This window comes from Gordonia sp. NPDC062954, from assembly GCF_044543825.1.
GTDB lineage: Bacteria > Actinomycetota > Actinomycetes > Mycobacteriales > Mycobacteriaceae > Gordonia > Gordonia tangerina.
In genome coordinates, this window is sequence record NZ_JBITWL010000037.1 from 1 (window position 1) to 24,467 (window position 24,467).

Consider the following 24,467-nt stretch of genomic DNA (forward strand, 5'->3'; position numbering starts at 1 on the left):
CATCAGAGATCGGCAACTCCCACGCGCCCGCCACCCGGGCCAAAGGTGCTCAACACCTTTCACGACACTTTAAAAAGCCGATCGGTGGATCGAGGTTTAGTCGGGGATCAACCGCTGGAGAAGGACTTCAGATCAGAGGACTTCGAGCCTGATGTCGGTTCCCGACACGGAGTCGACCAAGGCCACAACCTCGGCGATCTCCGCAAGCTCATTGCTACGTCCGCACCCGGTGACGTTCGATCGCAGCTCGACGGTCGATGGGTCGAATCCCATTCGGATTGGTTCAATCACGACGGCTCGTTGAAACAGCCAGACCAGATAGCCGCTCTCGGTGATGGAGAGAAATACAACAGCTCTGAGATCTCAACCGGCCTCGGAACAATCGCCGGCCAGCTCGACACAACTGGGAACAGCGACCACACGATGCTGGAAACGCACTATGGCAACATCGTGGATGACTCACCGGAGGCTAGAGAGTGGTGAAGTACATAACAGGCTCAAAGTCACGCTTTTCAGCCGCGCCGCTGCTGGCATTCTCGGCTATCCTCTTGACGGCGTGTAGTTCGCAGCCGGATTCAGCGCAAAGTCAGGTCGTCGAGAGCCCCACCGTTCCATATGCCAGCGTATGGTCGGCAGTGAACGGTGTCGATATTCAGAGTCGGCCAGCCGAACTTGTCCGCGCTACACTCGGCGGCGCAGAGATGGCCCGTTGGGCGGGTGTAGAGCACTCGTTCCCCGGATTCGCTACTGCTGCTGACGGGTTGAGTTCAGACGAGTACAGCACGCTCTTTGGTGCCTCCGATCAAGAAGCCGAAACAGACCCTCGGGAGCAACCGCAAAGTAAGCTGTTCTCGTATCACATTGCTGAGCTTACGAATTCAGACACTGCGGTTACGGCGATGGTGTGCAGGCTGGAGCGTCCCACCGCTGCGCCGCAGGGTGACCCCCCTAGCACTTCACAGTCCTTCGTGCACGCAGTGCAACCTGTCACATTCTTCGTCGAGCTCCAAAACACGTCTGAGTCTGCTGGACAGACTGGCGTTCATGACTCGTCTGCGCTCGAGCACGATCCGGCTGGCACTCGAGTGCCCTCGTGGAACGTGTTCGACACATGGAGAATACAGCGGCTGACTCATGCCGAGGAGCAGGTCTATGACCAACCCCAATGCGTGTCATGGTGGAAACAACTGTTCGAAGGATGGACCAGTGATCCAGAGAAGCCGTACACTCTGATTCCGCCTTACCCGGTCGAAAACTATTCGGCCGCAGTAAAGGTCGATACACTGCCACCGGATTTCCCGGAATGGATTGAGAACACGGGCACAAACGCATAGCGCCGTCGGCGAGCACGTTGACCACCGATTACCAGCGCCATCTCCGACCGTCGTGGTGAAAATAGCCACCGCAGGTCCGCAAGAATCCGTCGCGCGCCTGCACCGCTTCAGCTCTCGATATGCACGCCGACCGCTCGCTGATCTTCGCGAGGTTGAACAGATAGTCGTTCACGCTGAGCACGCCGTAGCGTGGCCGCCATTCTCCCCGCGCATCGGTGTCACGAAGCCGGAGGCGGAGGCGCTCGGGGTCGTGTGTCCACATGGTGTTGTTCAGGTGCTCGCCGTGTAGCTCGACGAGGCCATCGGGATGGACGACCACGGATGCGGCGATGGGTGACTGCCCACCTTCCAGCAGGGACTTCCTCGCCTGGGTGAAGTGGACGTGGTGACCGGGGCGGTACGACACGCATGTTGACGCGATGTCGGTCAGGCGATTGTCTGTCATCGGTGTCTCCTCGACTCCGAGCCCCGCATGGAGGCGCTCTTGCCCGCACCGATCGGCGCGAACCGCTTCGTCATCCGGGCCACCCGTGAACGTGGGGTTGGCGTACCGTCGGCCGGAGCCTTGCGACGGCAACTCATGAAGCTCTTCCACCATAGCGCCGCGCACCGACAGACGGAGCGCCGATGAACAAACGGCGTCGTGCAGGTCAGACCCCCAACCGCCGCGCCACATCCGCTCCCCCGACCTCCCGCACGAATTCCGGGTCCCCACACACCACAAGCTGATCACGCGCCCGCGAAAGCCCCACGTACAGTCGCTCTTTCGACCGGTCCCGCGGCTTGGACTCGTTGAGCGCCAACACGACGACCCGCCGCTCGAGTCCCTTGAAGCCGAGTACGTGCCCGTAGAACACCTGCTCGTCGTCCCAGAAGGTGTTCCAGTACGACTTGTTGCCGGCATCCTGCCGTTCCACCTGCTCGGGGTGACGGCTGCCTGTGGTGAGCAGCGCGATGTCCTCGGGCCGCCAGCCTTCTTCGAGCAGTGGGTCGATCTGATCGTCGGCGACATCCATGGCCTCCCCCGAAGTGCACGCGATGAACCGCACCTCCGGGCCCTCGCCGCCTCGCAACTGCATCCGTTGTCCTGCAAGCGGACTGAACGCCGTGGCGATCTGCCGGGTGTTACGCAGGTTGTGATCGAGGACGAGCGGTACCAACGGGACGGGCGGTGAGCCCTGTCGGTCGAAGACGCGTTGCGACTCGTCGCTGAACACGTAGATCCCGCCGGTATCCGGGTCGCGCAGGCAGGCCAGCATCGGTTTCCACCATTCGTCGGCGAAATCCTGCGCCTCGTCGACGACGATCGCGTCGAAGCGGTGGCCCGGCTCCAACTTCTCCGCGAGGTCGAGCATCTGGTTGGGCAGCACTCGTTCCCAGAAGTCCGCGGTCTGCTTGTTGCGCTCTTGTTCGTCGGGCCCCTCGGCGGCACCCCAGCGGATGCCGAGCTCATGGAACTCGCCGACATAGGCCGGCTGATCTCGCCGCTTCCACGCCGAGGTGATGCGTTCGAGGTAGGAGGCCAGCCCGTGCGAGTAGCAGACCAGCGCCACGCGCTGGCCCGCCCGAGACAATCGCCGTGCCTGTTCGAGCGCCAGGAACGTCTTACCGCTGCCGGCGCCGCCACGGATCTCCACGCGGTTCAGCTTCTCGATGGCACCGAGGATGACCGCCTGATGCGAGGTCAGGGCCTCGGCGTGGTCCTCGTTGTCGAGCGCGCGTGCGACCACGTCGCGCTGGGGCAGTCCACGCCCGCTCAGTGCGGTGCGTAGTTGTTCCATGCCGGTGGCGTCGACGACGGGCAGCTCGCCGCCCTTCTGCAGCAGCACGCTGCGCACCAGCGGCATCAGTTGGTCGAGTTGGGTGCGGTCGACGATCTTCCAGCGCGGGCAGTCCGGCAGCGAGAAGTCGGCGGGCAGTTCTGAGTGCGGCAGCACCACCATGTGATCCCACCGGAGACGTCCCTGCGTCCAGCGGGGATCGAGCTCGACGTACTCGCGCAGCGCGTAGCAGGCTTGACGGGCCTGGCCGACCGGATCGATCCGCTTCGGCGGCTGACCGGCGCGTGCCTGCCACCAGCTCTCGTCGTCGTGCCACACCTCGCCGCCCTTGACCTCCAGACACACGATGCCGGCGCCATCGATGGCGACCAGCATGTCGATCTCGTGGTCTTTGTCGTTGGCCGTGGATGATGAGGTCGTCATCGAGGAGTTGCTCACGCAGCAGGTTCCAGACGGCTTCCTCGCTCGGGGAGGCGAACGTGGGTGAATCCGGGACTTCGTGGGGCACGGGGGTGAAGTCCTGATCCTAGCTAGGGACCCTCGCACGACGTCACCGGTCGAGTTGTGTCGACACTCTATCGTGCCCTCAGCGTCTCTTCATTCACTCCAGAATCACCCGGCCCGAACCACATGAGCACGCGCACAGTCCCGACAAACACCGAGGTTCTAAATCTACCGTCCACTCCTAATTTACGACTTCCAATCCTGAACAAACACCGTCGAGAACAACAAACTTCTAGTGAGCGCAACACCCTGGGCCGGCACCCCGTTCCGTCCGGCTAATGTAGTATACGCAAGAAGAATAGGCGACGAAAGGCTCGGGTGTGGTGGAGTACTCCTACGATGCAATCGTAGTGCGACAACGCGTCGGTGGACCTTTGCTCTATATGATTGGAGCACCGGCCCGGGAGATAACCAAGTGGGCGGACGCACCACACAAGCGCAGCAGTCTACGCGCGGGATACCAACGAGAACTCGAAGAACGACGAATACGGGCGATCGAGGCGTTTCTGGATCAATCAAAAGATAACATCCTTCCGTCGGCAGCGTTAATCGCGGTCAAACCACAGGCATTCAGCGCGCATGAAACTTCCAGCGGAACAGTTCGCATAACAATCAGGGTATCGGAATCGTGCGATGATTCACTAAGGCAGAACGTCCTCAGGGAATTGCGCCTCCGCCTAAGCGACGAGGAACTTGAGAGCGTGCAAGCGGTTGCTGACGCAACTTCGTCCAGCAAGTCTGAACAAAGCGACTCGGTCGTTGAAGATAGCGCAGACGATGACTTACACCCCGACTCCTACCTCGCATCGCTGTACTCAGAACTCCTTACCTACGAGAACTTGGACACTGACAGACAAGCCGAGATGATGGAATTCGTTTCAACAATGTCCTCACCGGGACTTATAATGGACGGCCAGCATCGAATCTTCGGAGCAAAAGAATCTGCTAACTCGATCGTACTTCCTGTCGTCTTGATACCAGGGCTGAATATTTCTGAGCAAGTGTTCAATTTTTATGTACTCAACAACAAAGCCAAGCCATTAGACAAAAGGCAGTTGAGGTCTATAATTTCGACATCGCTTACCAAAGGTGAGATTGACGATTTATACTCTCGCTTCTATAAGTCAGGACTCAAAGCAGACGAGGCGCAATGGACGTACCGAGTCAGCACGGATACCGGAAGCCCATTCAAAGGACTCGTATCGCTCAAACTGGATGGTGATGACGCGCCAATTGACGACAACGTCATGGACCAGGTCGTGTCGCGGTTCATAAAGTTGCCGAAAACCTACAAGTCACTAAAGACCGGGATTGACTGGGATGGCGACAATTCGTACGACCTCCGACTAGAACTCTTCTACGGACTCTGGACTGCGGTACGCGATTCCTTCCCGAATGCATGGCAGTTGGCGAGTGCAGGGTCGGGATCTGGGCAGTTATTTCAGAAGGTAGCATTGCTTCAACTTCAAGAGTACATTTTGAGGTTACTAAAGCAACTTGTGGTATTCCAAGGAACGTCGCCGTTTGTCAGCAGGGACGACTTGCACGACGCCACAACAAAGGCCCTGCAGAGGATACCCGAAGATTTCTTCCTTCGCGAGTGGAAACGCAAAGGTCTTGATACTAGCTCCGGCCGCACTCTTTGGTTGGAACAATTGGAGAAGGTTGTGTCGGCCGATGGTAAGAATCTCGGAAACTTCACACTGTTTCGTTCCGAGTGATGGTTAGTCGCATAGAGGCTGCGCTGCAGCGACTCATTCTGGAAGAACTTCCTTCGGATCTTCGGGGAAATTCGCTGCGTGAATGGGCAATGCAAACCCTGCGCTTCGAAGATGAGCTCCACGCTCACATCGATCAGTATGTGCGTCTTCGCGTTGCGTTGAGCCTTTGCCCGAAATCAGCGCTAACGCACCGAAAGAGTGAGCGAGTATCTCGGTTTGAGAAAATCGAGTCACACCTGAAAGTCCAGGGAGTAGATGCAGATGATGCATGCGTTCTAGCCACTGCCGTTGATCGGGTCGTCGACAGTTGGTTGACTGGTCGAGAAAGCGTCGCGAATTATCGCACGGCTCTTGTCGAACGCGACGGTTCTCAGTGCCGCGCATGTCGCGTAGATCTATCACTACCACATTCTGCGATTGCTTCAGTGGTCACTCGCGATCGATTCAAGTTGACATGGATTAAACCTGACGAAGCCTTGCAGTATTCCGTAGATCATCGAGAACCTGTCTCCAGATTTGGCACGAATGAACTGAGCAATTTAGAAATATTGTGCAAATTCTGCAATACGGGCAAGGCCGACGGCAGCCCAATGTTGTTGAAGCATGAGGTAGAATACTCGATTCTATTCCCCATCGACGACTACATGATGACAGAGAAGGGAATCATCTCAAAATCCTCAGCGCTTGTTTATCGGGTTCTGGCGCGTGATGGATTTAAATGCTGCATATGCGGATTCGGCGACAATGAACTGACCGTCAGGAAAACGATAGATAGCGGATTGGCAATCGTGAGCAATATGGATACTGTATGCTACCGTTGTTTGAGCGAATAGTACCGGCATCTCGTGCTTCCCCTCCGCAACGGTTGCCTGATACCTTCCTTAGCCTGCAATCCTTTGCGCGCTTTCGCAACGGAACTGTAGATTTCTTCCGCAGGTTCGCTACGCGCAGCAGTGGAGAAGAGATAGCATCCACCTAATGTCAGCATCACCTCTTCGACCACCACGAACCGCCGAGGGCGGGTCCCAGTCCGCCACTGCCATCGTCGCCGCACATCAAGCCATCGAATACAAACGAACTGCGAGCGATCGAACCCGTTCATGTATCGACTCCTCGCCGCGTTCGCCACGGCATACGCGGCGAAACTCGGCGATTGATTCAATTCCCATAGTGACCACCTACTCCGGCGGGGTAGGTCGATGACGGCGGAGGTCCGGTGCCCTGAATGTGGGTCCATGATGACCGTTCGCACTGCGCGATATGGAGCGCGGGCGGGCCACGACTTCTGGGGTTGCTCAAGGTATCCTACCTGCAAGGGTTCCCGGAACCTAGACGGTTCAGTCGCGGAGTCTCGGCCAAGGACGGCGACTAGGCCACCAAGCATCAGTGCTAGGCCGAGGTCAAGTCCGCCGTCGCCACTTGTCGCGAGGACGACAAACAACGACAACAGCATTCGCAGGGGTGACCTCCTCGTCTCGTCATCGAACGACCTCGGCCCGGGCAAGCTAGTCGGCAAAGATGGCGTTCTGCTCGTTCTCGAATACTTCGATACCCCCGGCCAAGAGTCGGGCGAACGACGCCGTATGTCCGTACCTCATAGCAGCCTTCGCCGCTTCAAGTTGAAACCCGAGATGCGCGTTTTCTGGCTGTCCGACAACCGGTGGAGATCCGGTCGAATCCTGGAGGTGAGCCAGGACAGGGACATCCAGGTGCGCTCACGCGACTGGGATGGGTTCGTCGCGGAGAAACGCCTCTTCGTGCGGTGGCATCGCCCACTTACTGACCCCGTCGGATTTGCGACAGGCAGACTTCTTGAATCACCCCTGCTCGCCGACATGCGGCGCCCATTCCTTCGCGCCATCCTCAGGCAGCGCTCGGCGTCCCGCGGCATGCGAGGGGCACTGTCGAGTGCCATCGAGTTGCACGACCATCAACTCGAGACCGCCTGGCGCGTACTGCAGGACCCCGTACAGCGCTACCTTCTGGCTGACGAAGTAGGGTTGGGCAAGACGATCGAGGCCGGGATCATTCTCCGCCAACTTCTCCTCGACAACCCAAGACTGTCGGTCCAACTTGTCCTTCCACCGTTCTTGATCGGGCAATGGACGCAGGAACTCAATGACAAGTTCTTCATTCGCGACTTCCCAGATGCCAGCATCCGGTTCTCACGCAACGACGAACCGGAGACCTGGGCACCATCAGACATGTTGGTCGTCGACGAGGCTCACAACCTTGCATCGCTTGCGGAGAGCGCGGGCCTCGAATTTGCTGAGCGCTACACCAAGCTGAGTGAACTGGCGCGCGAAACACCAAGACTCCTGCTGCTGTCGGCGACTCCGGCGCTGAACAATGAACCAGTCTTTCTGCTGATGCTCAAGATCCTCGATCCTACGATCTACGCCCACGTCACGGTCGCTCAATTGCGCGATCGCTTGGCTTCCCGAGCAGGACTTGGTCGCATCTTTCTTGGCCTTCAGCCGACGCTTCCCGCAATTCTGATTCGAAACCGGCTCAACGAGTTACGCAACGAGCTTCCCGACGACCCAGACGTCGAAATGATGCTGCAGGGCGCACTAGAAGCGCTCGAAGCCGGTGATCGCAACGAAGTACGGGCGGCGATCGACTCGATCCGAATGCATGTCGCCGAGATTTACCGCGTTCACCGGCGAATGCTCCGAACTCGTCGCACCTCCGCCTTGGAAGCCACTTACCGGGTCACGGGCCGAACAGCTCCCAAGAAGCTCACGATCGAAACCAGCCTGCAGACCGAATCGTCAGCACTGCTGGAGATCTGGCGACAGGAGGTACTGGCCGCGCGCGAGGACGACGCGGTGGGACTCCGTCACGCGGCGCGTGACTTCTCAGAGGCCGTCGGCTTAACATTCGATCCTCAGCACTTGGCGGTGTGGGCCAGAACTCGAACATCCGCGTCACCCGGCGAGCAAGCCGCACTTGACCGCATCACCAGTGACCTGTCTTTCAGGAACCGACGCTCGGACGTTGCGCGTCCCATAGCGGATGCGCTGACTTATCACTTCAGCCCCAAAGACAAGGTCGTCGTCTTCTGCCCCACGGCGGACCTCGTAACTGATCTTGCAACTGAACTTCGCGAGTTTCTTCCGAGTTCAGCCGTCCTCGAGCATCGCTCCACGGACTCGCCGACAAGTATCGACGCCACGATCCGCAGATTTGAAAGCACGCAAACCACAGGTGTCCTTATTGCCGACGCGTCGGCTGAAGAGGGCCGCAACTTCCAGTTCGCAGATCTTCTCGTCCACATCGGCCTGCCGCCGAGGGCCAACCGACTCGAGCAGCGCATCGGTCGTTGCGACCGATGGCAGATCGATGGGACGGCAGGTACCTGGCACTCTCTCACAGCGATGGAGTCAGATTCCGGTGATACCTTCGCAGCGGTATGGTCGGCCATCCTTACTGAAGGCTTCGGAGTCTTCACCGCATCAATTGCAAGTCTGCAGTTCGCAGTCGACGCAGCGACGGATTTTGCGTGGCAGCACCTCTTGCAGAATGGAATCCAAGGGCGCGAATCGGCCGTCGAGCATGTCAAAGCGACGCTCGAAACTGAAGTAGGACGAATCCGAGAGCAGGATGCGCTGGACAGTCTTGAGGCAGGTATGGAGCGCAGTTCGATTTATCGCCAACTGCAGGAGTTCGAGACCGACGAGGTCGGCTTTGGCGAGATCACCCACTCCCTGGTTGCTGAGGGCCACGCCCCCGGCAACCTCCGCTTCCAGGTGATCGGGGACCCTCGAGCGGCCGTCGGGAGGTACGAAGCATTCTCGCGGCTTCCTGGCAGGCAACTTCGGGTTCCCCTTGTGTCGGTCGAGCGCCTCGAAATGGACTTCCTTCCCCTCCGAGACCACAGCGGGACCTTCATCCGTTCACTTGCTGTGCACTACCCCGACACCCATCTCTTCCGTTACGGCGACCCCTTTGTGGATGCAGTGTCCGACTTCCTCTGGCACGACGACCGCGGCCGCGCGTTCGGCATGTGGCGCTGGATCCCAGACTGGGGCCACGGTACTCAGATCGCGTATCGCTTCGACTTCGCGGTGGAATCGCGGTCCCCAGCCCAGTCGGATGACTGTGTCGTCAGCACGACGCTCATACACCGCGCCGATGAGTTCTTCCCGCCTCTGATTGTGACCGTCTGGATTGATCGCCAAGGGCGACAGGTCACGGATGACGACCGACTGGCCACGCTCGAGGCACCGTATGCGAAGCCCACGCAAGGCAGTCCAGGAGGGGACTTCTCTCTGAATCGCACGCGTATCCGGGCCGCGTACGACTATTTACCAGACGCCGATTGGGATCAGCGATGGCGTCAAGCGGAGGCCACCGCACAAGAACTGGTAGCTGAACTCCCGGAGTTCACAGATGCTGTCGCAACAGGTCTCAGCAACGCAGGCGCTAACTCGAGAAAGCGTGTGAGGCAACTTGAACTGCGTGCGGCGCGCGCAACCGGCAACGAACGGACTGCACTACAGGGTGAAATTGCCGCGGAACGTGCGGCAGGACAAGCGCTAGCCGATGCGATCGGGACACCGAATCTGCGTCTTGACTCAACTGGGATCGTTATCATCGCGGGCGAGGAACTGCGATTGGACGACGACGTATGACCGTGCAGCTAGATCGACTCCAGCAAGTCGTCAATGGAGCCGAGGGGGCCCGCGAAGAACTTGAGGGTCCACATCGCCGGTTCGCCGATGCATGGTTTTCCCAACAACCAGGTGACATTATCTCCGGCGATCTGGGCGCGCTCCTAGGACAGATACTTCGCCACGAGCGAGAAGTTGCCGCAGTCCGATCACCGCGACTGCGTCTCCCACTCGAGAATCGAGGCCTCAGCGTTGAGAGCCTCGCGGATAGCAATCTGACGTGTACGCGTTTCGGACTGAGTGAGCATTACGTCACGCTGGCAGACAGATGGGCTCCTGACTGGCTGCGCGGGAATCCACGGTGGATAGACATCGCATGCGCCAGTCCCGGCCCGCTTCGAACGCTCGCCGGAGACGAGATTTCTACGTACGCACGCCCTGACACACCCGTGCCGATTGACCCAGCATTATCCACACTGGCGCCGACGCTCACTCGCTACCGATCTCGAACGCAGGCCACAGCAGTAAGGACCGCAACACTCGGCGATCCTTCAGCAACACTGCATGTCGTTCTCCCGACGGGGACGGGCAAATCGCTCGTCGGACTCGCACCCGGCCTGCTCCGTGCAGGCGGCAACACCATCGTCGTCGTTCCGACAACCGCGCTGGCACTCGACCAAGAGCACGCAACGCGTAGACAGTTTCCCAACGCCGGCCTCCCCGCGGAGTTGGCGTACTACGGGGACCGCAAGGACGGCGGGAAACCGCTAATCATCCAGCGTCTTCGTGCCGGCACGCAACGGGTCGTATTCACCTCACCCGAGGCAATAGTCAACGGCGGCCTTGCCGCTCCGCTTCGTGCCCTCGCGGCATCAGGCAGACTCATTAGCGTCGTCGTTGACGAAGCACATCTCGTTAAGGCTTGGGGGTTGGACTTCCGCCCCGAGTATCAGCTTGTAGGTGCGCTCGTCGGCGAGTTGCGTGCAATAGCGACCGCCGCGGGATACCGCGAACCTCATGTCATACTCATGACTGCCACGCTGTCGGAGGAAAGTCTAGAACTCAACGACACCCTTTTTCACGGCACGCTTGACTCACTCTTTGTGGGCTCCGCCTTCCTTCGCACCGAATTGCGATACTTTCACGGCGAGAGTGTGTCAAGCAGGGTCCGACTCGACCGACTCGTGGAAGCAATGCACCACCTCCCCCGGCCTGCCATCATCTACACAACCCGCAAGAAGGACGCGGAGGTGATCGCGGCCCGCCTGCGCGAAGCAGGCTTCGCAAGGACCGACGTGTTCCACGGCGACATCGATGGCCCAGAGCGACTCAACATCCTCGGGCGCTGGTCAGGAAACGAAGGGCCAACCCGGACCGACATCGTCGTGGGCACGAGCGCCTTCGGGCTTGGCGTCGACCAACCAGACGTGCGCACCGTAATCCACGCCTGTGTACCCGCGTCCGTAGATCGCTACTACCAGGAGGTCGGACGGGCCGGGCGCGATGGACACGCGGCCGTTGCAGTGTGGCTCACTGCTCCAGAGGACGTCTCCCAGGGGCGAGCTGTCGAGAACGCCACGCTCATCGGTGGCGACAAGGCGTGGAATCGCTGGAAGTCGATGCGGGACATGCTCGTGAAGACCGGGCGCGATGACGGCACGCTCACCGTCGACACATCGACCATCCCTCCCCACCTCGAGTACCCTTCCGAAAGTAACCAACTGTGGAACCGCAACACACTCACACTGATGGAGCGGGCGGGACTCGTCGCAGTCCAGCCCGCGCTACCACCTGAGATCGAGCGTTCAGAGGGCGAGAGCGAAGACGATTTCGAGCGCCGCCGGTCGGAGGCGTGGTCCCTCTTCAACATCCAAGTTCGCGTCAAGGTCACGAGCGACATCAACCTCGATCGGCCCACATTCGACGAGCGACTCCGTGAACTGCGTGAATCGATCCGTGCGACGGAGTTCGCGTCACAACAACGAATCAATGAGTTACTCCAGGCGACCGAGTGCTGGGCCGATTTGATCGCTTCCGAGTACGCCCTGTACTCACAAGGTCGCATCAAAGCCAATCTCTCCCTCGTCCCGGCATGTTCCGGTTGCCCAGCTGAGAAGCACCGGCCCCGCCCGCGCTATGACGCAGCCAAGCCGGTAGTAGCCGACGCTCCTTTGCCGAAATTGTCGCGGGATGTGGACGTGACCATCGGAAATCTCGCCGCGGGAGGCAATGTCGTAATCGTCGGGTACTCGGGCACTCTCAGACTGAAGCTACAAGGCCTGGTTCAGCGAACCGTTGTCCGTGGGATCCGCGGAATCCTGGCGAGTCCTTCCTTCTCGAGCCTCCCGGCGATCAGGCAGACGCCGGCGCAGGCGGCGAGCGAAGGGTTCGTGATCGTCGACACAATCGACGAGAGCGCGGTACCGCAGGTTAGCTTTGCCGTGCCTACCCTGATCGTCCTCGACCACGAAGATGTCGCTCGGCTCTCTTGGGTCAATCCATCGAACGGCCCACTCCGAATCGTCGTGGTTCCTGAGGGTCTCAGCGATCCGGAGAAGGCCGGGCAGCGGATTGTCGACTATCGCGCGCCGGCGTGGAGCCTTGACGAGTTCATGAGGAGACTTTAGAAGTGGCTGTTCTCAACCCGCCGCGGGCCGTACCCGGCCTGGCGCGATCCATCGTGAACTTCCTACTGGAGAGTCGGAAGGAGTGGGACGAAGCTTCGCTCGTTGCCGCCTTTAACCCTGGTGTCAACGACAGTAACGACGCTTTGAAGAACACCATCGCTGCATGTCGCGCAATCAGGATTATCACCTCCAGTCCAGGCGGCAAGATCGAAGTCGCCCCTGTTGTCACCGAAGAAGGACAGTCTTTCGACCGCACAAGATTCCGCAAATTTCTCCGCCGGCAGGTCTTCGACCTGAATCGCGACGGCAATCCCTGGGCCGTTGCCGAAGAAGACGCGCATACTAGTGGCGCGCGCGACCTCGCGCGAGCGCTGGCATGGTTCCTCGCGCAGGACGCGCAGGGCGCACCGATCAACTGGACCGACAACGTCGAACAACTGCAGAAAGATCAGTTCCGCACTGCCGACCTAAACGAATGGGTTCTCCGCAACGACACCAGGTGGGGGGCGTTCTCGCGTTGGGCGCAGGCACTTGGCTTTGCTGTCCCGTCAGTCCTCAGGACAAGACAAGGTTTGGTACCCCTTCCCACCATGGCTGTGCTCGACACCCTCGAGGTCATTCCTGCGGGGCGTGTATCTGTGTCGGAGTTCTTTGGTGCGCTCTCGCAGCAACTACCGGTGCTACCCGGAGGAATCATCCGCCACGGCCTTGTCACTCGCCTCGGCGCTGACCCAGATCCCGGAATCCAAGCGAACGCCGTAGATTCCTCACTTGCGCAAGTGCTCCGCATTCTTGAAACCAGGAAGGTGCTCGCCTTCGAGAGCCTCGCCGATGCGGAGGGTGTTTTGCTTTCGAGTTCAGACCAGAGGCGTATCACCCACGTCATTTTGAAGGGCGGCAAGAAACTATGAGTTGGCGAACCCCCACGACATGTTGGGCCGCCGACGAGACGACCAAGGTCATCCCCGTCGAAGCAGAAACACCATCCGATGCCGTCTTCCTCGCCACACACAGTTCAATCCCGATCTTTGAGCGGGATATGGTCACCAACGCCAAACGCGTCAAGAAGACCGACGAATCAGCGCTACTCAAGGCGGTTCGTGAACAGCCAGCAGACCAGCCCATACTACCGATCCTCGGCGGGTCCGGAACCGGGAAGTCACACCTCGTGCGCTGGTTGCGGGCCACCCTCCCCATGACGGACTCGCGTCGGGTCGTCTTCGTGCCCAAGCACCGCATGTCGCTGCGCGGAATCCTCGATCTCGTGCTCGAGGGGATCACTAGCGAACGCGCTACTGAACTGCGTCAGAAGGTTGCAACCGCGGTTGAGGGCATCGCCGACGAGCAAGAGGCCAAATTGCGCTTGAAGAGCGCACTCGCAGTTCTAGTCGAGGTTCGCGGCAAGCGAACAGACGTCCCGTCCGAAGAACAAGAACTCCGCGAGTGGCTCGCATCGAGCGGCGGATTGTCCGCGTTGCTGGGTGATCCGGTCTTCCGCGAACGTCTCTTCGATTCAAAGAGTCCCATCAGTCGGCTCGTTCGTGAGAAACTCACCGGACGCGGCATCGAGGACAAAGAGGAGGCTTTCGGATTCTCGCCTGATGACCTCGCCCTGTCCGTAGACGATATTGCCCGGGCGGGCGAAGCGGCGCAGAGCGTTGCTGCGGCCCTCATGAACCAGGCTGAACGAGAACTCGCCGCCACGATGCTCAATGAGCAACTCAACTCGGCGGTGAGCCAGGTCTTTGGGATCGGGGGAGAAGATCTGAAAGAACTACTCGTCGAAGTCCGGGTGGAACTGGAACAGCAGAATCAGGAATTACTTCTGCTCATCGAGGACTTCTCGATATTTCAGGGAATCCAAGGCGGGTTACTGGATGCGATCACCCTAATTCCCACGCAGGACAACGGCGTGTGCCCAATGCGCATCGTAATGGCGGTGACTTCCGGTTACTTCATAAAACAGATGCCGGATACGGTCTATACCCGCGTCTACAAGGTATTCGACCTCGATAGCCCGACACCGCAGGTAACGTTCGCGCCGGCGACGGTCGCCGCCCGTTACATGAATGCCATTCGCGTAGGCAGCAAAGCGCTCGATAACGCGCACAAGGCCGGTGATGAGAGGCCGAATGCTTGCGAGCAATGTCCCGTCAACGAATCATGCCATGCTGCGTTTGGTGCGGTGGATGGGTACGGCTTGTTTCCGTTCAACCAGCATGCGCTCGATAAGGCGGTGAGGAGCAGACTCGTTGAGGAGCGACTCAGTCTCCGTGATTTCCTCACTCAGGTGCTGCGGCCGGTTCTTTTCAATCAGCACGACGAGATCGAGCATCACACGTTTCCCAATGCCAGTTTCGACGCCGCATTTCGCTCTGGCGCTGTCGGCGATCTGGACAGCATCGAGGACGAGCACCGCCTCGCAACGAGTGACGTCGAACTTTCCAGGCGCAGGATCGTCCTGGTTCGGTACTGGGGCGCGAGTGGATCTGGCCCACAAAACCTCGCGCCGGCAATCCATGAAGCCTTTGGAATCCCGCCAGTCGAAGGCCTCCACTCCGACGTCCCGACTCTTCGAGAACCGGCGCCGACGCTCAAACCGCTTCGACAGCCTCCTTCTCCACCTGTACCACCACAGAAATCGATACTTCCAAGACTCGTCCAGGCGGTCGATGGCTGGCGCAGCAAAGGCCTACTGATCCAAGGCAACCGGAACGAACTGCGCAGACTCGTCCATGGAGCAGTTGTCCTTCGATTGTCATTCGATGACGGACTCGGCGGGACCTTGATGTGGACGGACGCGGGGAAGCAGTGGGACTCGGCGTTTGGAGCGCAAACCGCAATAGGTTTTGCAGACCAGGCCAATCCAGACGCGATCATCACTCTCGACCCAAAGAACGACGAAGATGTTCGCACTCTTCGTGCTCTCGCATGGGTGAATGACCAGGGAGACTGGCGCTCACTGGAAAACGGCGAATTCCTCCAGCGCTTCGTGGAGGAGAAGGTCTCTGCCTGGTCTGAACTGGTCACTGCCGCACTCCTCCCAGCCCGTGACACGAAAGACGACCCCGAACTCGAGGTGGCCGCCAATACCCTTCTGACGATGAGCAAAGCCCTAGGCGTCTCGGACGCATTCCGGGAAGACGCACTCACTCGGACTCAGGCTCTCTTCGCGCCCGCCCCATCCGTGCCGCACGCGAGTCGTCCTCGCTTGCAGCAATGGCAGAAGGTGGTTGTCGCCGATCCACAGCGATTGTCACGAAATCAACTGCAGCAGCGGGTTCTCCGCCTCGCCTCCTTCACGCAAGGCCCAACGGGTAGCCCAATTGCGCTCGACCTTCCGCGGGTCATAAGGGCGCTGCGCGGAAGGGATGCCGCCAGCGACCTTCCCGCCTCCACTGGTCTCCTGGAGGACACGGCAAACACCGTTCGCACAAGACTCACTGCGCTCTCTGGTGTCCGAGACGAGGCGGGCGCGCTGCTCCCCGACATCAGCAATCTCGGTGGCGAACTTGCGGACGTCGCTAAGCGTATAGACATGTTGGTCGCCGAACGCGCCAAGGCAGGGCAACTCCCTGGTGGCATCATTCCCTCCGACCTCAGGAATGCTGGCAGAGTCATAAACCCCGGCGACGCTGGGCGCGTCCAGAGCATCGGCTCGCGACTCCGAACGTGGACCGAACTCTCGGTTGATCAGCAGATCCGACTGCTCACCGACGACTGGGACGAACCTGTAGATCGAGTTGCCACGTGGTTGAAGTTAGCTAGTCAAGCAGTGCGCGCTCTGGAGGAGAATCTCGGAAGCGGAACCAACACCGCAGCACAACTCGAGTACAACCAAGCACGTCAAGCGCTCATTGATTCACTCCAGGCTGCCGCGGGTTTCCTCTCGACGGCGCAAGGTTCCGAGGAGACAACATGACCCTCGCCGAGCAGATTGATAGCCTTCGCCTACGCGCCGTAGCCGCGAATGACGAGGAGAAGATCAGGACACGAACGGGAGAGTTCACGACCATCACCGGCCGTATCGATATGGCCACAGCGAAGGCTGACCGAGTCGAGGTGGCGCGGGACGTGTTGCATTCCGCCGGGGTTGCGCAGGAGGATTACGTCGAGCTCCGCCGCGCCGCCCTCGCCCTCGTGACCGACTTGATTACTGCTGTTGAATCGCTCAATGTCGATGCCAAGCTGGATGCGGTGAAGATGCAGGCCAAAACAGTCGAACAGTTCTTCAAAAACTCCGAACTCTGGGCCATTGCGGCGTGGAAGAACTACCTACCTACCGAGGTCCCTGCGGTCGACGATGATCTCCTCGACGCACTGCAGTACGGAGGGGTCGACGTCGAGGTGATTCGCCTAGACATCGAGCGTGCCAAGTCGGCGATCCTCGCACTCAGTAACAAGGACCTACCCCAGTCGGGAGACATCGAACGTCTGCAGGATGCACTCGCGCTCCTTGGCTCGAGCGGTGAACGCATCGGCAGTCTCGTCAATCCCACAATCGCGGACGTGGTGGTTCGAGTTCAATCTGACGACGGTGTTCCATTCTCCGAATTGACACCAGACGTCGTTGTTGAACTGAACCGACTCAATATTCTCCACCGTTTCCGGGTTGTGCTCCGGTGAAGGGAAGCACGATCTCGCGCGCGATTGATGCACTCGAGTCCCAAGAGGACCCTCTACTCTCCTGGGGCGTCGTCGAAGGCGGCTTGACTGACGACGAACTCTTCGCGACACTCGACCAGGTCATCCTCGACGAGGGTCAACTCTGCCTAGCAGACGAGTTGGCCGAAACGCTGCAAACCCGCGGGCTGATCATCTACGACGACTCCGTGTCTCCCGGTCTTTGGCGAACTCGGAACGGTGAGACCCTGCGACTCCTCGCCCGGTTGCGCCAAGTCTTCCTTTCGTCGTCGAATGCCGATTCAGGATGGCGACGTGGTGCGCAGCTCGTGGCCGACTTCCGCTATGCCCGCCGCCCCCGCGCGTACCCCAAACGCGATCAACCTTGGGACTCCGCACTCAACGACTCTCTCGATGACCCGACTTATCGGGACGTGTTGCGCCGATTAACTCTGATCCCGCCGTCGAAGGGCGAAGGCAACTACAGCGTCGCCGGCTTCCAGGTGAGAGCAACGAAGCGCATTCTCGAATCGTTGCGTGGCACAGCGACGTCAGCGACCGTGGTCGGTGCCGGGACGGGCAGTGGCAAGACCCTCGCGTTCTATCTGCCGGCGTTCGCCTATCTCATCTCCATGAACGATGCCAGTGCGTGGACGCGCGCGATAGCCGTCTACCCCAGGAACGAACTGCTACGGGACCAGTTCTCGACGGCGTTCGCGAATGCCCGACGACTCGACGAGACAGCGAAAAGCGTAAGCGGCCGACCTCTGACCATTGGAGTCCTTAACTCCAACACTCCGACGACCGCCGTGTGGCTGAAAGGCCAGTACTCCACCTGGACGAAGGAGGCACGAGGCTATCGGTGCCCCACGCTCACGTGCCCTGGCGACGGCACCGAAGTGTGCGGCGGCACACTCTACTGGCCGGAGGCGGACGCCGACCAGGAGGTCGAGCGACTTGTCTGCAGCGCCTGCACCCGGAAGTTCGACAACTCTGTTATCGCACTCACGCGCAAGCGATTGCGCCAGTCACCGCCTGACATCCTGTTCACAACAACTGAGATGCTCAATCGCAATATCAGTAATCTGGACATGCGGCACGTCTTAGGCATCGGAGTGCCCAATAAGCCACGCCTTGTGCTCCTCGACGAGATCCACACGTACGAGGGGACAACCGGAGCGCAGGTGGCAATGACCATTCGACGCTGGCATCACGGTGTGCGGGGTCCCGTCACCTTCGTCGGCCTTTCCGCGACCCTATCTAACGCCGTTGGCCACTTCGGGGATCTCACGGGAGTCGATGGCGACCTCGTCGCCAGCATCGAACCCAGCGCCGAGGAACTTGAGTACGAGGGTGCCGAATACATGATCGCGGTCCGCAGCGACCCAACGAGTGGCGCTAGCGTTCTTTCCACGACCATCCAGACGTCGATGCTCCTCCCAAGGACACTGGATGCACCAGATGCACGACTGTCCGAAGGACTCTATGGGACAAAGGCATTCGTATTCACCGATGACCTCGACGTGACGAATCGCCTCTTCTCGAACCTCCTCGACGCGGAGGGCCAACGTTACTACGGGCGCCAGACCAAACAGGTTAAGCCACCACTGGCATCGATGCGTATACCCGGGGGAGGAGACCTCACAGCCCAACGACGCGCCGGCCAAAGTTGGGACCTCCCACTGGCTCTCGGTCACCAGTTCCAGTCCACGGGAGTCCGAGTCACCCGAACGACCTCTCAGGACGCGGGCGTAGACATCGGGTCCCAACTGATCGTCGCTACGGCTTCGCTGGAAGTCGGATTCGATGATCCGGATGTCGGCGCCGTACTGCAGCACAAGTCGCCGCGCGGTGTCGCACCCTTCCTGCAACGGAAAGGCCGCGCCGGCCGGACACGGGGCATGCGTCCCTACACAGCAGTTGTCCTCTCTGACTACGGCCGGGATCGAGCGACCTACGAGTCCTGGGACGCGCTGTTCGACCCGGTCTTGCCTGAACTGATCCTCCCGATTCGCAACCGTGCCGTCCTACGCATGCAGGCCGCGCTCGCGACCATGGACTGGCTCGCAGAGCAGATCAAATCAGAGCGGCCATTCGCCAACCTGTGGCGCGACCTCTCGGGAATCGGCAGCGGGAAGTACTACAAACAACAGCAGGCTGTTCAAATAGCAGCCTCAAAGATCCTCATGCGAGTCCTGCGTGACCCCTCGCAACAACGCAATCTGCAACAGTGGATCGCTGCCGCGCTCCAACTTCCAATCGCAGTCGTCGATGAAATCCTCTGGCATCCGCCGCGAGCGGTGATCCTTGCTGGAGTTCCAACGCTAGCTCGGCGCCTCGACACCGAATGGTCCGTCGCCTCTCCGGATGGTCTCATCCAAGGGATGGACAACCTGGGCGCGACACCCTTGCCCGACTACTTTCCCCAGAATCTGTTCAGCGAACTCGCCCTTCCGGAGGGTTATGTACTGGTTCCATCACAGCGGCGCGACACCACCGAGCCGACCGTCGAGGCGATGGGCATGGCGCAGATGCTGCGCGAGTTCGCTCCGGGGCGGGTATCACGCAGGTTCGCCACCCGCGACCTCAGCCACCGGCACTGGATTCCGGTTCCCGTCGACGTTCGCGCAGCCGATGTCGAAGTAGAGACGATCCTTCCCGCCTACAGCCATGATTCGGACATTCTCGTAGAGATCGACGGCACTCCGACCCAAGTCGATCTGATCCGCCCTGACCAACTGAAGGTAGCGCTGGCGCCGCCAGAGGTCCGAGATTCGTCTAACGCGCTACTCACTTGGGCAACTCAAGTCACCGAAACAGGCGCCGGACTAGATGTGCGGGTATCGGATACCGACGTCATCGGGCGTTTCATCATCGATGCTCGTTTCTTTCTCCACGCACAGAACTCCCACGCGGAGGTTCGCCGGGCAGCGCTTTGTTCCGATGCCACCCTGCTGATGGAAAATGGCGACGAGCGTCGCGTTCACACGACTTTCGGTCTGCGCGGTCACCGCGTCGCTCTCGGTGCAACTTACGATGTGGACGCCTTGCGCGTGCGTGTGCGCCTCCCCGAAACAAGCGAGGTGCCAGAACATCTCCTTCCGGGGATCCGGAGCGCATGGTTCCGCCACCTCGTCACCACCGACGTCGAATTGCTGGAGCATGTCAATACCTTCCAATTGGTCTGGCTCTTCGAGGCGTTAGAAGCAATGATGCTTACCGCGTCGGTCGAGAATCGGTGCTCGCTCGATGCCGCCTATGCAGCGGTTCGTGCAGACTTCACCCAGAACCTGCAAACAACCCTGCGTGCGATGTTCCGCAGCGCCGATGTCGACCAGGATCACGACGGCACCATCAGTCGACTCGGACAGCGCCTACACGCACTACTTCAAGAACCCGCGATCGGTTTGAGACTTGACGAACTCGTTGCACAGGTCTGGCATCCCGACGCCAGCGCGTATCAACGATGGTTGCACCAGCGCATTCTGTCCACCATCGGGCAGGCAATGCTGTGGGCTGCGAGGGAGATCTGCCCGGAGCATGATCCCGATGGCCTGTACGTTGACATCGAACCGGGGCTAAGTCCCGGCGGAACGGCTCGCACAGACGAGATCTGGCTCTCGGAGGCGTCCATTGGAGGCGGCGGATTCATCGAGGCGTTGGCCATCCGCGTCCGTCCCGATCCACGCCGCTTCCTCCACCTGGTCGCACGCGCACTCGAACCGAGCACAAGCGAACTTGTCGATGCGCATATGTTGAGGCTCGTTGATCTCATCAACTCGGAGTCGGAGTGGTCGACTGCCGTCGCAGCATTCCGAACGGCCGACTCCCAGAGGGGACGGGTCAGTGCCCTTCACCAAATAGTCGGCATGATGCGGACGGCAGGCGTCTACGGAGCCGAGCAGGCGGTCGTTTCGAGTTTGGCCAATCGCGTCCTACGGCCAGGATCGACGACCGCGACCGATCACACTCTCCGCACTCTCGTCCGGGAGTGGCGCGCCGAAGAGGACCGCCTAGGTCTTGAGATCCCCTCCCGGAGTTGGGCATACCTCATGCGAAAGCGCACTGATCTCGATGCCGGCCTCCAGAACGCGGCTACCACTACCGAACAGCAGCGAATCGACGCGATCCAGAGCCTTCTGTGGCCACGAGGTTGGGCGCAGCGTGCAAGCGAACTTGAGTCATACAATCCCTACGTAACGCCGTTGCCATCGATTCCAGATCTGCTGCGCTCACTTGTTACGCCCCAAAGCGCACCCGTCGATGTCGAGACACCAGAAGCTGACGACCATGTTCGCAACCTGCTCACACGCCTAGGTTCAGCACAGTTGATGGCCCGGCCTGCTGACTCCGGACGACTCTCCGAGATTCTCGTCGGCCTCGCCACTGTCGCAATCGAGACCGAGTACTTGCAGATCTACCCGCGTGTCTCCGAGATCAGGCACTTGAACGATGGAACGGCCATCGTTTCGCTCGAACTAGCAGAGATGTCGGGATGAGTACACGTCGTATCGCGACCCGGGGTGGCGGTCAGTCGCGACTGGTCAATGATCTCATTCAAATGCTACTCATCACCGAGTTACTCGACCCATCGAGCGAACTGCTCGTGCTTTCTCCCTGGCTTTCTGACATCGTCGTGATCGACAATTCTGCGGGACAGTTCAAATCGGTTCTTCCCGGAATGCCGGCACGTCATATCCGGTTCACCGAAGTTCTCAGCGAACTCGCCAGGCGCGGCGCCAAGGTTCGGATTGTGATCCGCGACGACGAACGAAATGCGGCAGCCCTCAGCAGGATCAGAGACGCACCTACCACAGGCCCGCACCCTGAGGTCGTTATTCGAGACATCCTGCACGACAAGGGAATTCTCAGTGCCAGATTTCATGTGCATGGATCGATGAACTTCACTTTCTTCGGACAAGCGGTGAACGAAGAAGGCGTCACCGTGACATCGGACCCTGATTCCATCGCCCGCGCCCGTCTGGACTACCAAAGGAGGTTCCAGGTCCCATGAACAACCTCCTCAGCGAATTCTTTGGCCAGGGCAACCGAATCAAACCCACCGAGGTCGATCCGGCACTGCACTCGCTGCTGGACAGTTGGTTAGAGACCATCCTCCTAGGAGGGTTCGGTTTTCTGCCCCGCGGGGTTGAACACCGAACTTATTGGTACGCGTTCGCCCCCTCGCCTACTGACCGACGTGAACTTTTGGAGTTGCTCGACGCTTGGGTAGGGCCGACGTACAGCGATCTCCGGCACCGACGTGGCGAACTCGATCGTATGGACGCTTTCGACATTCCACTGATCGAGACTGAAGTACCTCCGATCCGATTCGAGGTGCTGCCTCACGCCTCTCCGGCGTCTGGCCAGGCAAAGCTTGCAGTCCGGAACGCGCTCACGACCCTGACCCGACTCTTGAATATGCGTCCGCCATCCCAGTTCGATGCCCTACGTACAACCGTCGAGATTCTCGATGACCTTGGGCACGCGATTGCGGCGTCCGATCGATCGCTCGCAGCGACATGTATGGCCGAACTCGAACAATCGGCGGATCTGGATGAGTCCAATCTGGCGTTCCTGCGTATGAGGTTCAACGCTGGACTCCGAGATTGGGAGGCGATGTTTGCAGATCCCGCACTCGAACACGTGTTAGCCATGCGCCGACCGTTGGGTGTTACCCGCGCGATTCAAGCCGGGCTCTACTTCGATCGGTTCCTCGAGCTTGACCATTACGGATCGGAAGAGCAGTTACACGCCGCGGCCAAACTGCTGGATCCGCCACTGCGCGACCTCTACACCGGCGTTCCCCCGACTACGCGCCCAGAAGCGCTTGTCGAACTCCTGTCTCGGCTCCAAAATGTTGGGACGGGGCCCGACGATCCAGCGATCGAGGAACTCATCCGCAATGCCGCCCACATTCAGCAAGGCCTCGACGCCCACTTTGAAAGCATTGTCCGAGAGTTCTTCCCGAGTTCGCCCGACGTTGAGACCGCCAGTGTGGCACCGATGCCGGCCTCCGACCCGATTGCACAAATCGGCGCCCTCATGCTCTCGGGACAGCACGCCGCCTGTATCGAGTTGGGCCTCACGAGCGAGCCGTCGGTCGAAATCGGCCGCGCACTGGTCTACGCAGCGCGGCAGGTCTACAGCGCCGAGTGGTCGGCGAAGGTCGTTGACTACCTCAACACCTACAGCCTCAGAGAGGCTTTAGCAGCTACCGGCCCTACTGTGGCTGCCGACATCGAGTCCCTCGAGTCCGCGTGTCGCCAGTCGCCTGCAAGTGGCTGGGAAGACTGGTTCTTCAACCTCTCGGCTTCCGAGTCTCAGCCAGTGGACCCCACCGCGAGCGCGGTTCAAACCTGGGAGCCACTGTCCGCGCAGCAATTCAAAGAACTGCTTTACGCCGCCTCCGACGACAACCTCGCCAAACTCGGTGAGTACGGTGGACAATTTCTTGCGGCACACAATGAGGCACTCGAGTCGTTCGACTCGCCTGAACTCGTCCTTCGCCTGGTCGCAGCCGTCACGTTGGGGGGAAAGGCGTCCGCCGGCATCCGCGCACAGACACTGGCACTGGTCGAGTCAGTCACCGCTGGCGCTCCGGAGCAGTCCATATTCGAGGATTTGCTTGAGTGGGTCGGCATGGTCCTTGATACGAACATCGCCGCGACAACCGTATCTTGGGCATGTGACATAGTTGCGGCACTCACCTCCGTTCCAGCACCTGGTAGTACGGATGCCGTTCTGGGTTTGTTCTACAAGGCAATAGCCGCTATTCGGCCCTACCGAACAGCGCTCGATGGCGCCGACCTCGAGGCACTCGACCTTGTCGCATCCGAACTCGGCATCGAGATCCCTTCTGAGTTCCACGCAGTTGAGGCGGATGACACAACGATAGATGCCGCCGCGCCGTATCGATACCTCGCTGGAAAGACCGTCGTCTTGCACTCACTCACGGAGTCGGCGATCACCAGAGCGTCCCAGGTGCTTCGCCGACTCGTCCCTTCGATCGATGTGAAGACCAACTCCGAACACGACGGCAGCACTCAACTAGCTCAGATGAGTGCAAACGCCGATGTTTTCGTGGTAGTGACAGCCTCTGCGAAGCATGCGGCAACCACGTTTATCGCGGCATATCGCAAGAACTCGCCGACAGTGTTGGTCAACTCTCGCGGATCGTCTGCAATTCTTCGAGCACTAGCCGAATTTGTCGGCTAGTGCTCGGCACGACTTGCCCACGAAATGTCCTGTCCAACGGTCT

At 59.8% G+C, this 24,467-nt stretch carries 12 protein-coding genes, 1 pseudogene and 1 riboswitch; of the genes and pseudogenes, 11 read left to right on the forward strand and 2 right to left on the reverse strand.

Annotated features, from left to right (window positions below):
- A partial coding sequence (locus ACIGKQ_RS23405; protein WP_396575056.1) for a hypothetical protein occupies positions 1-483 on the forward strand: 483 nt, incomplete at its 5' end.
- Between the two features lie 879 nt (positions 484-1,362).
- On the opposite strand, the gene ACIGKQ_RS23410 is transcribed toward ACIGKQ_RS23405, so the two are convergent.
- A complete protein-coding gene (locus tag ACIGKQ_RS23410; protein WP_396575057.1) occupies positions 1,363-1,779 on the reverse strand; it encodes a hypothetical protein in 417 nt (138 codons plus the stop codon).
- A 30-nt stretch (positions 1,780-1,809) separates the two neighbouring features.
- Positions 1,810-1,920: riboswitch (SAM riboswitch) on the reverse strand.
- Between the two features lie 64 nt (positions 1,921-1,984).
- A pseudogene (locus ACIGKQ_RS23415) lies at positions 1,985-3,623 on the reverse strand (NERD domain-containing protein).
- Between the two features lie 346 nt (positions 3,624-3,969).
- On the opposite strand from ACIGKQ_RS23415, the gene ACIGKQ_RS23420 reads away from it, so the two are divergent.
- The 10 genes from ACIGKQ_RS23420 (at position 3,970) to dpdD (ending at position 24,424) form a co-directional block, all read left to right on the forward strand.
- Positions 3,970-5,340 (forward strand): hypothetical protein, encoded by a 1,371-nt coding sequence (locus ACIGKQ_RS23420; RefSeq protein WP_396575058.1) that lies wholly within the window; start codon positions 3,970-3,972, stop codon positions 5,338-5,340.
- The gene (locus ACIGKQ_RS23425) at positions 5,340-6,173 is read left to right on the forward strand and encodes an HNH endonuclease (RefSeq protein ID WP_396575075.1); all 834 of its coding nucleotides are present in this window, start codon (positions 5,340-5,342) and stop codon (positions 6,171-6,173) included. The genes ACIGKQ_RS23420 and ACIGKQ_RS23425 overlap by 1 nt, the downstream gene beginning before the upstream one ends.
- A gap of 366 nt (positions 6,174-6,539) precedes the next feature.
- A complete protein-coding gene (dpdE, locus tag ACIGKQ_RS23430; protein WP_396575059.1) occupies positions 6,540-9,977 on the forward strand; it encodes a protein DpdE in 3,438 nt (1,145 codons plus the stop codon).
- Positions 9,974-12,583: a protein DpdF gene (gene dpdF, locus ACIGKQ_RS23435; RefSeq protein ID WP_396575060.1), complete on the forward strand. Its 2,610-nt coding sequence runs from the start codon at positions 9,974-9,976 to the stop codon at positions 12,581-12,583. Before dpdE ends, dpdF begins: the two co-directional genes overlap by 4 nt.
- Positions 12,584-12,585: 2 nt before the next feature.
- Positions 12,586-13,494, forward strand: a complete 909-nt coding sequence (dpdG, locus tag ACIGKQ_RS23440) for a protein DpdG (protein WP_396575061.1) — start codon at positions 12,586-12,588, stop codon at positions 13,492-13,494.
- Positions 13,491-16,505 (forward strand): protein DpdH, encoded by a 3,015-nt coding sequence (gene dpdH, locus ACIGKQ_RS23445; protein WP_396575062.1) that lies wholly within the window; start codon positions 13,491-13,493, stop codon positions 16,503-16,505. Before dpdG ends, dpdH begins: the two co-directional genes overlap by 4 nt.
- Positions 16,502-17,209 carry a hypothetical protein gene (locus tag ACIGKQ_RS23450; RefSeq protein WP_396575063.1) on the forward strand — a complete coding sequence of 236 codons (708 nt, stop codon included), beginning with the start codon at positions 16,502-16,504 and terminating at the stop codon, positions 17,207-17,209. The genes dpdH and ACIGKQ_RS23450 overlap by 4 nt, the downstream gene beginning before the upstream one ends.
- Positions 17,206-21,705: a protein DpdJ gene (dpdJ, locus tag ACIGKQ_RS23455; RefSeq protein ID WP_396575064.1), complete on the forward strand. Its 4,500-nt coding sequence runs from the start codon at positions 17,206-17,208 to the stop codon at positions 21,703-21,705. Before ACIGKQ_RS23450 ends, dpdJ begins: the two co-directional genes overlap by 4 nt.
- On the forward strand, positions 21,702-22,220 hold the full coding sequence (gene dpdK / locus ACIGKQ_RS23460) for a phospholipase D-like domain-containing protein DpdK (RefSeq protein ID WP_396575065.1): 519 nt from the start codon (positions 21,702-21,704) through the stop codon (positions 22,218-22,220). Before dpdJ ends, dpdK begins: the two co-directional genes overlap by 4 nt.
- Positions 22,217-24,424 (forward strand): protein DpdD, encoded by a 2,208-nt coding sequence (dpdD, locus tag ACIGKQ_RS23465; RefSeq protein ID WP_396575066.1) that lies wholly within the window; start codon positions 22,217-22,219, stop codon positions 24,422-24,424. The genes dpdK and dpdD overlap by 4 nt, the downstream gene beginning before the upstream one ends.
- Positions 24,425-24,467: the final 43 nt, after the last annotated feature.

What these genes read in the sequence shown, in the direction of transcription:
- ACIGKQ_RS23410 (WP_396575057.1), bottom strand. Translation starts at nt 1,779, where the DNA reads ATGACAGACAATCGCCTGACCGACATCGCGTCAACATGCGTGTCGTAC.
- ACIGKQ_RS23425 (WP_396575075.1), top strand. Translation starts at nt 5,340, where the DNA reads ATGGTTAGTCGCATAGAGGCTGCGCTGCAGCGACTCATTCTGGAAGAA.
- dpdE (WP_396575059.1), top strand. Translation starts at nt 6,540, where the DNA reads ATGACGGCGGAGGTCCGGTGCCCTGAATGTGGGTCCATGATGACCGTT.
- dpdF (WP_396575060.1), top strand. Translation starts at nt 9,974, where the DNA reads ATGACCGTGCAGCTAGATCGACTCCAGCAAGTCGTCAATGGAGCCGAG.
- dpdH (WP_396575062.1), top strand. Translation starts at nt 13,491, where the DNA reads ATGAGTTGGCGAACCCCCACGACATGTTGGGCCGCCGACGAGACGACC.
- ACIGKQ_RS23450 (WP_396575063.1), top strand. Translation starts at nt 16,502, where the DNA reads ATGACCCTCGCCGAGCAGATTGATAGCCTTCGCCTACGCGCCGTAGCC.
- dpdK (WP_396575065.1), top strand. Translation starts at nt 21,702, where the DNA reads ATGAGTACACGTCGTATCGCGACCCGGGGTGGCGGTCAGTCGCGACTG.
- dpdD (WP_396575066.1), top strand. Translation starts at nt 22,217, where the DNA reads ATGAACAACCTCCTCAGCGAATTCTTTGGCCAGGGCAACCGAATCAAA.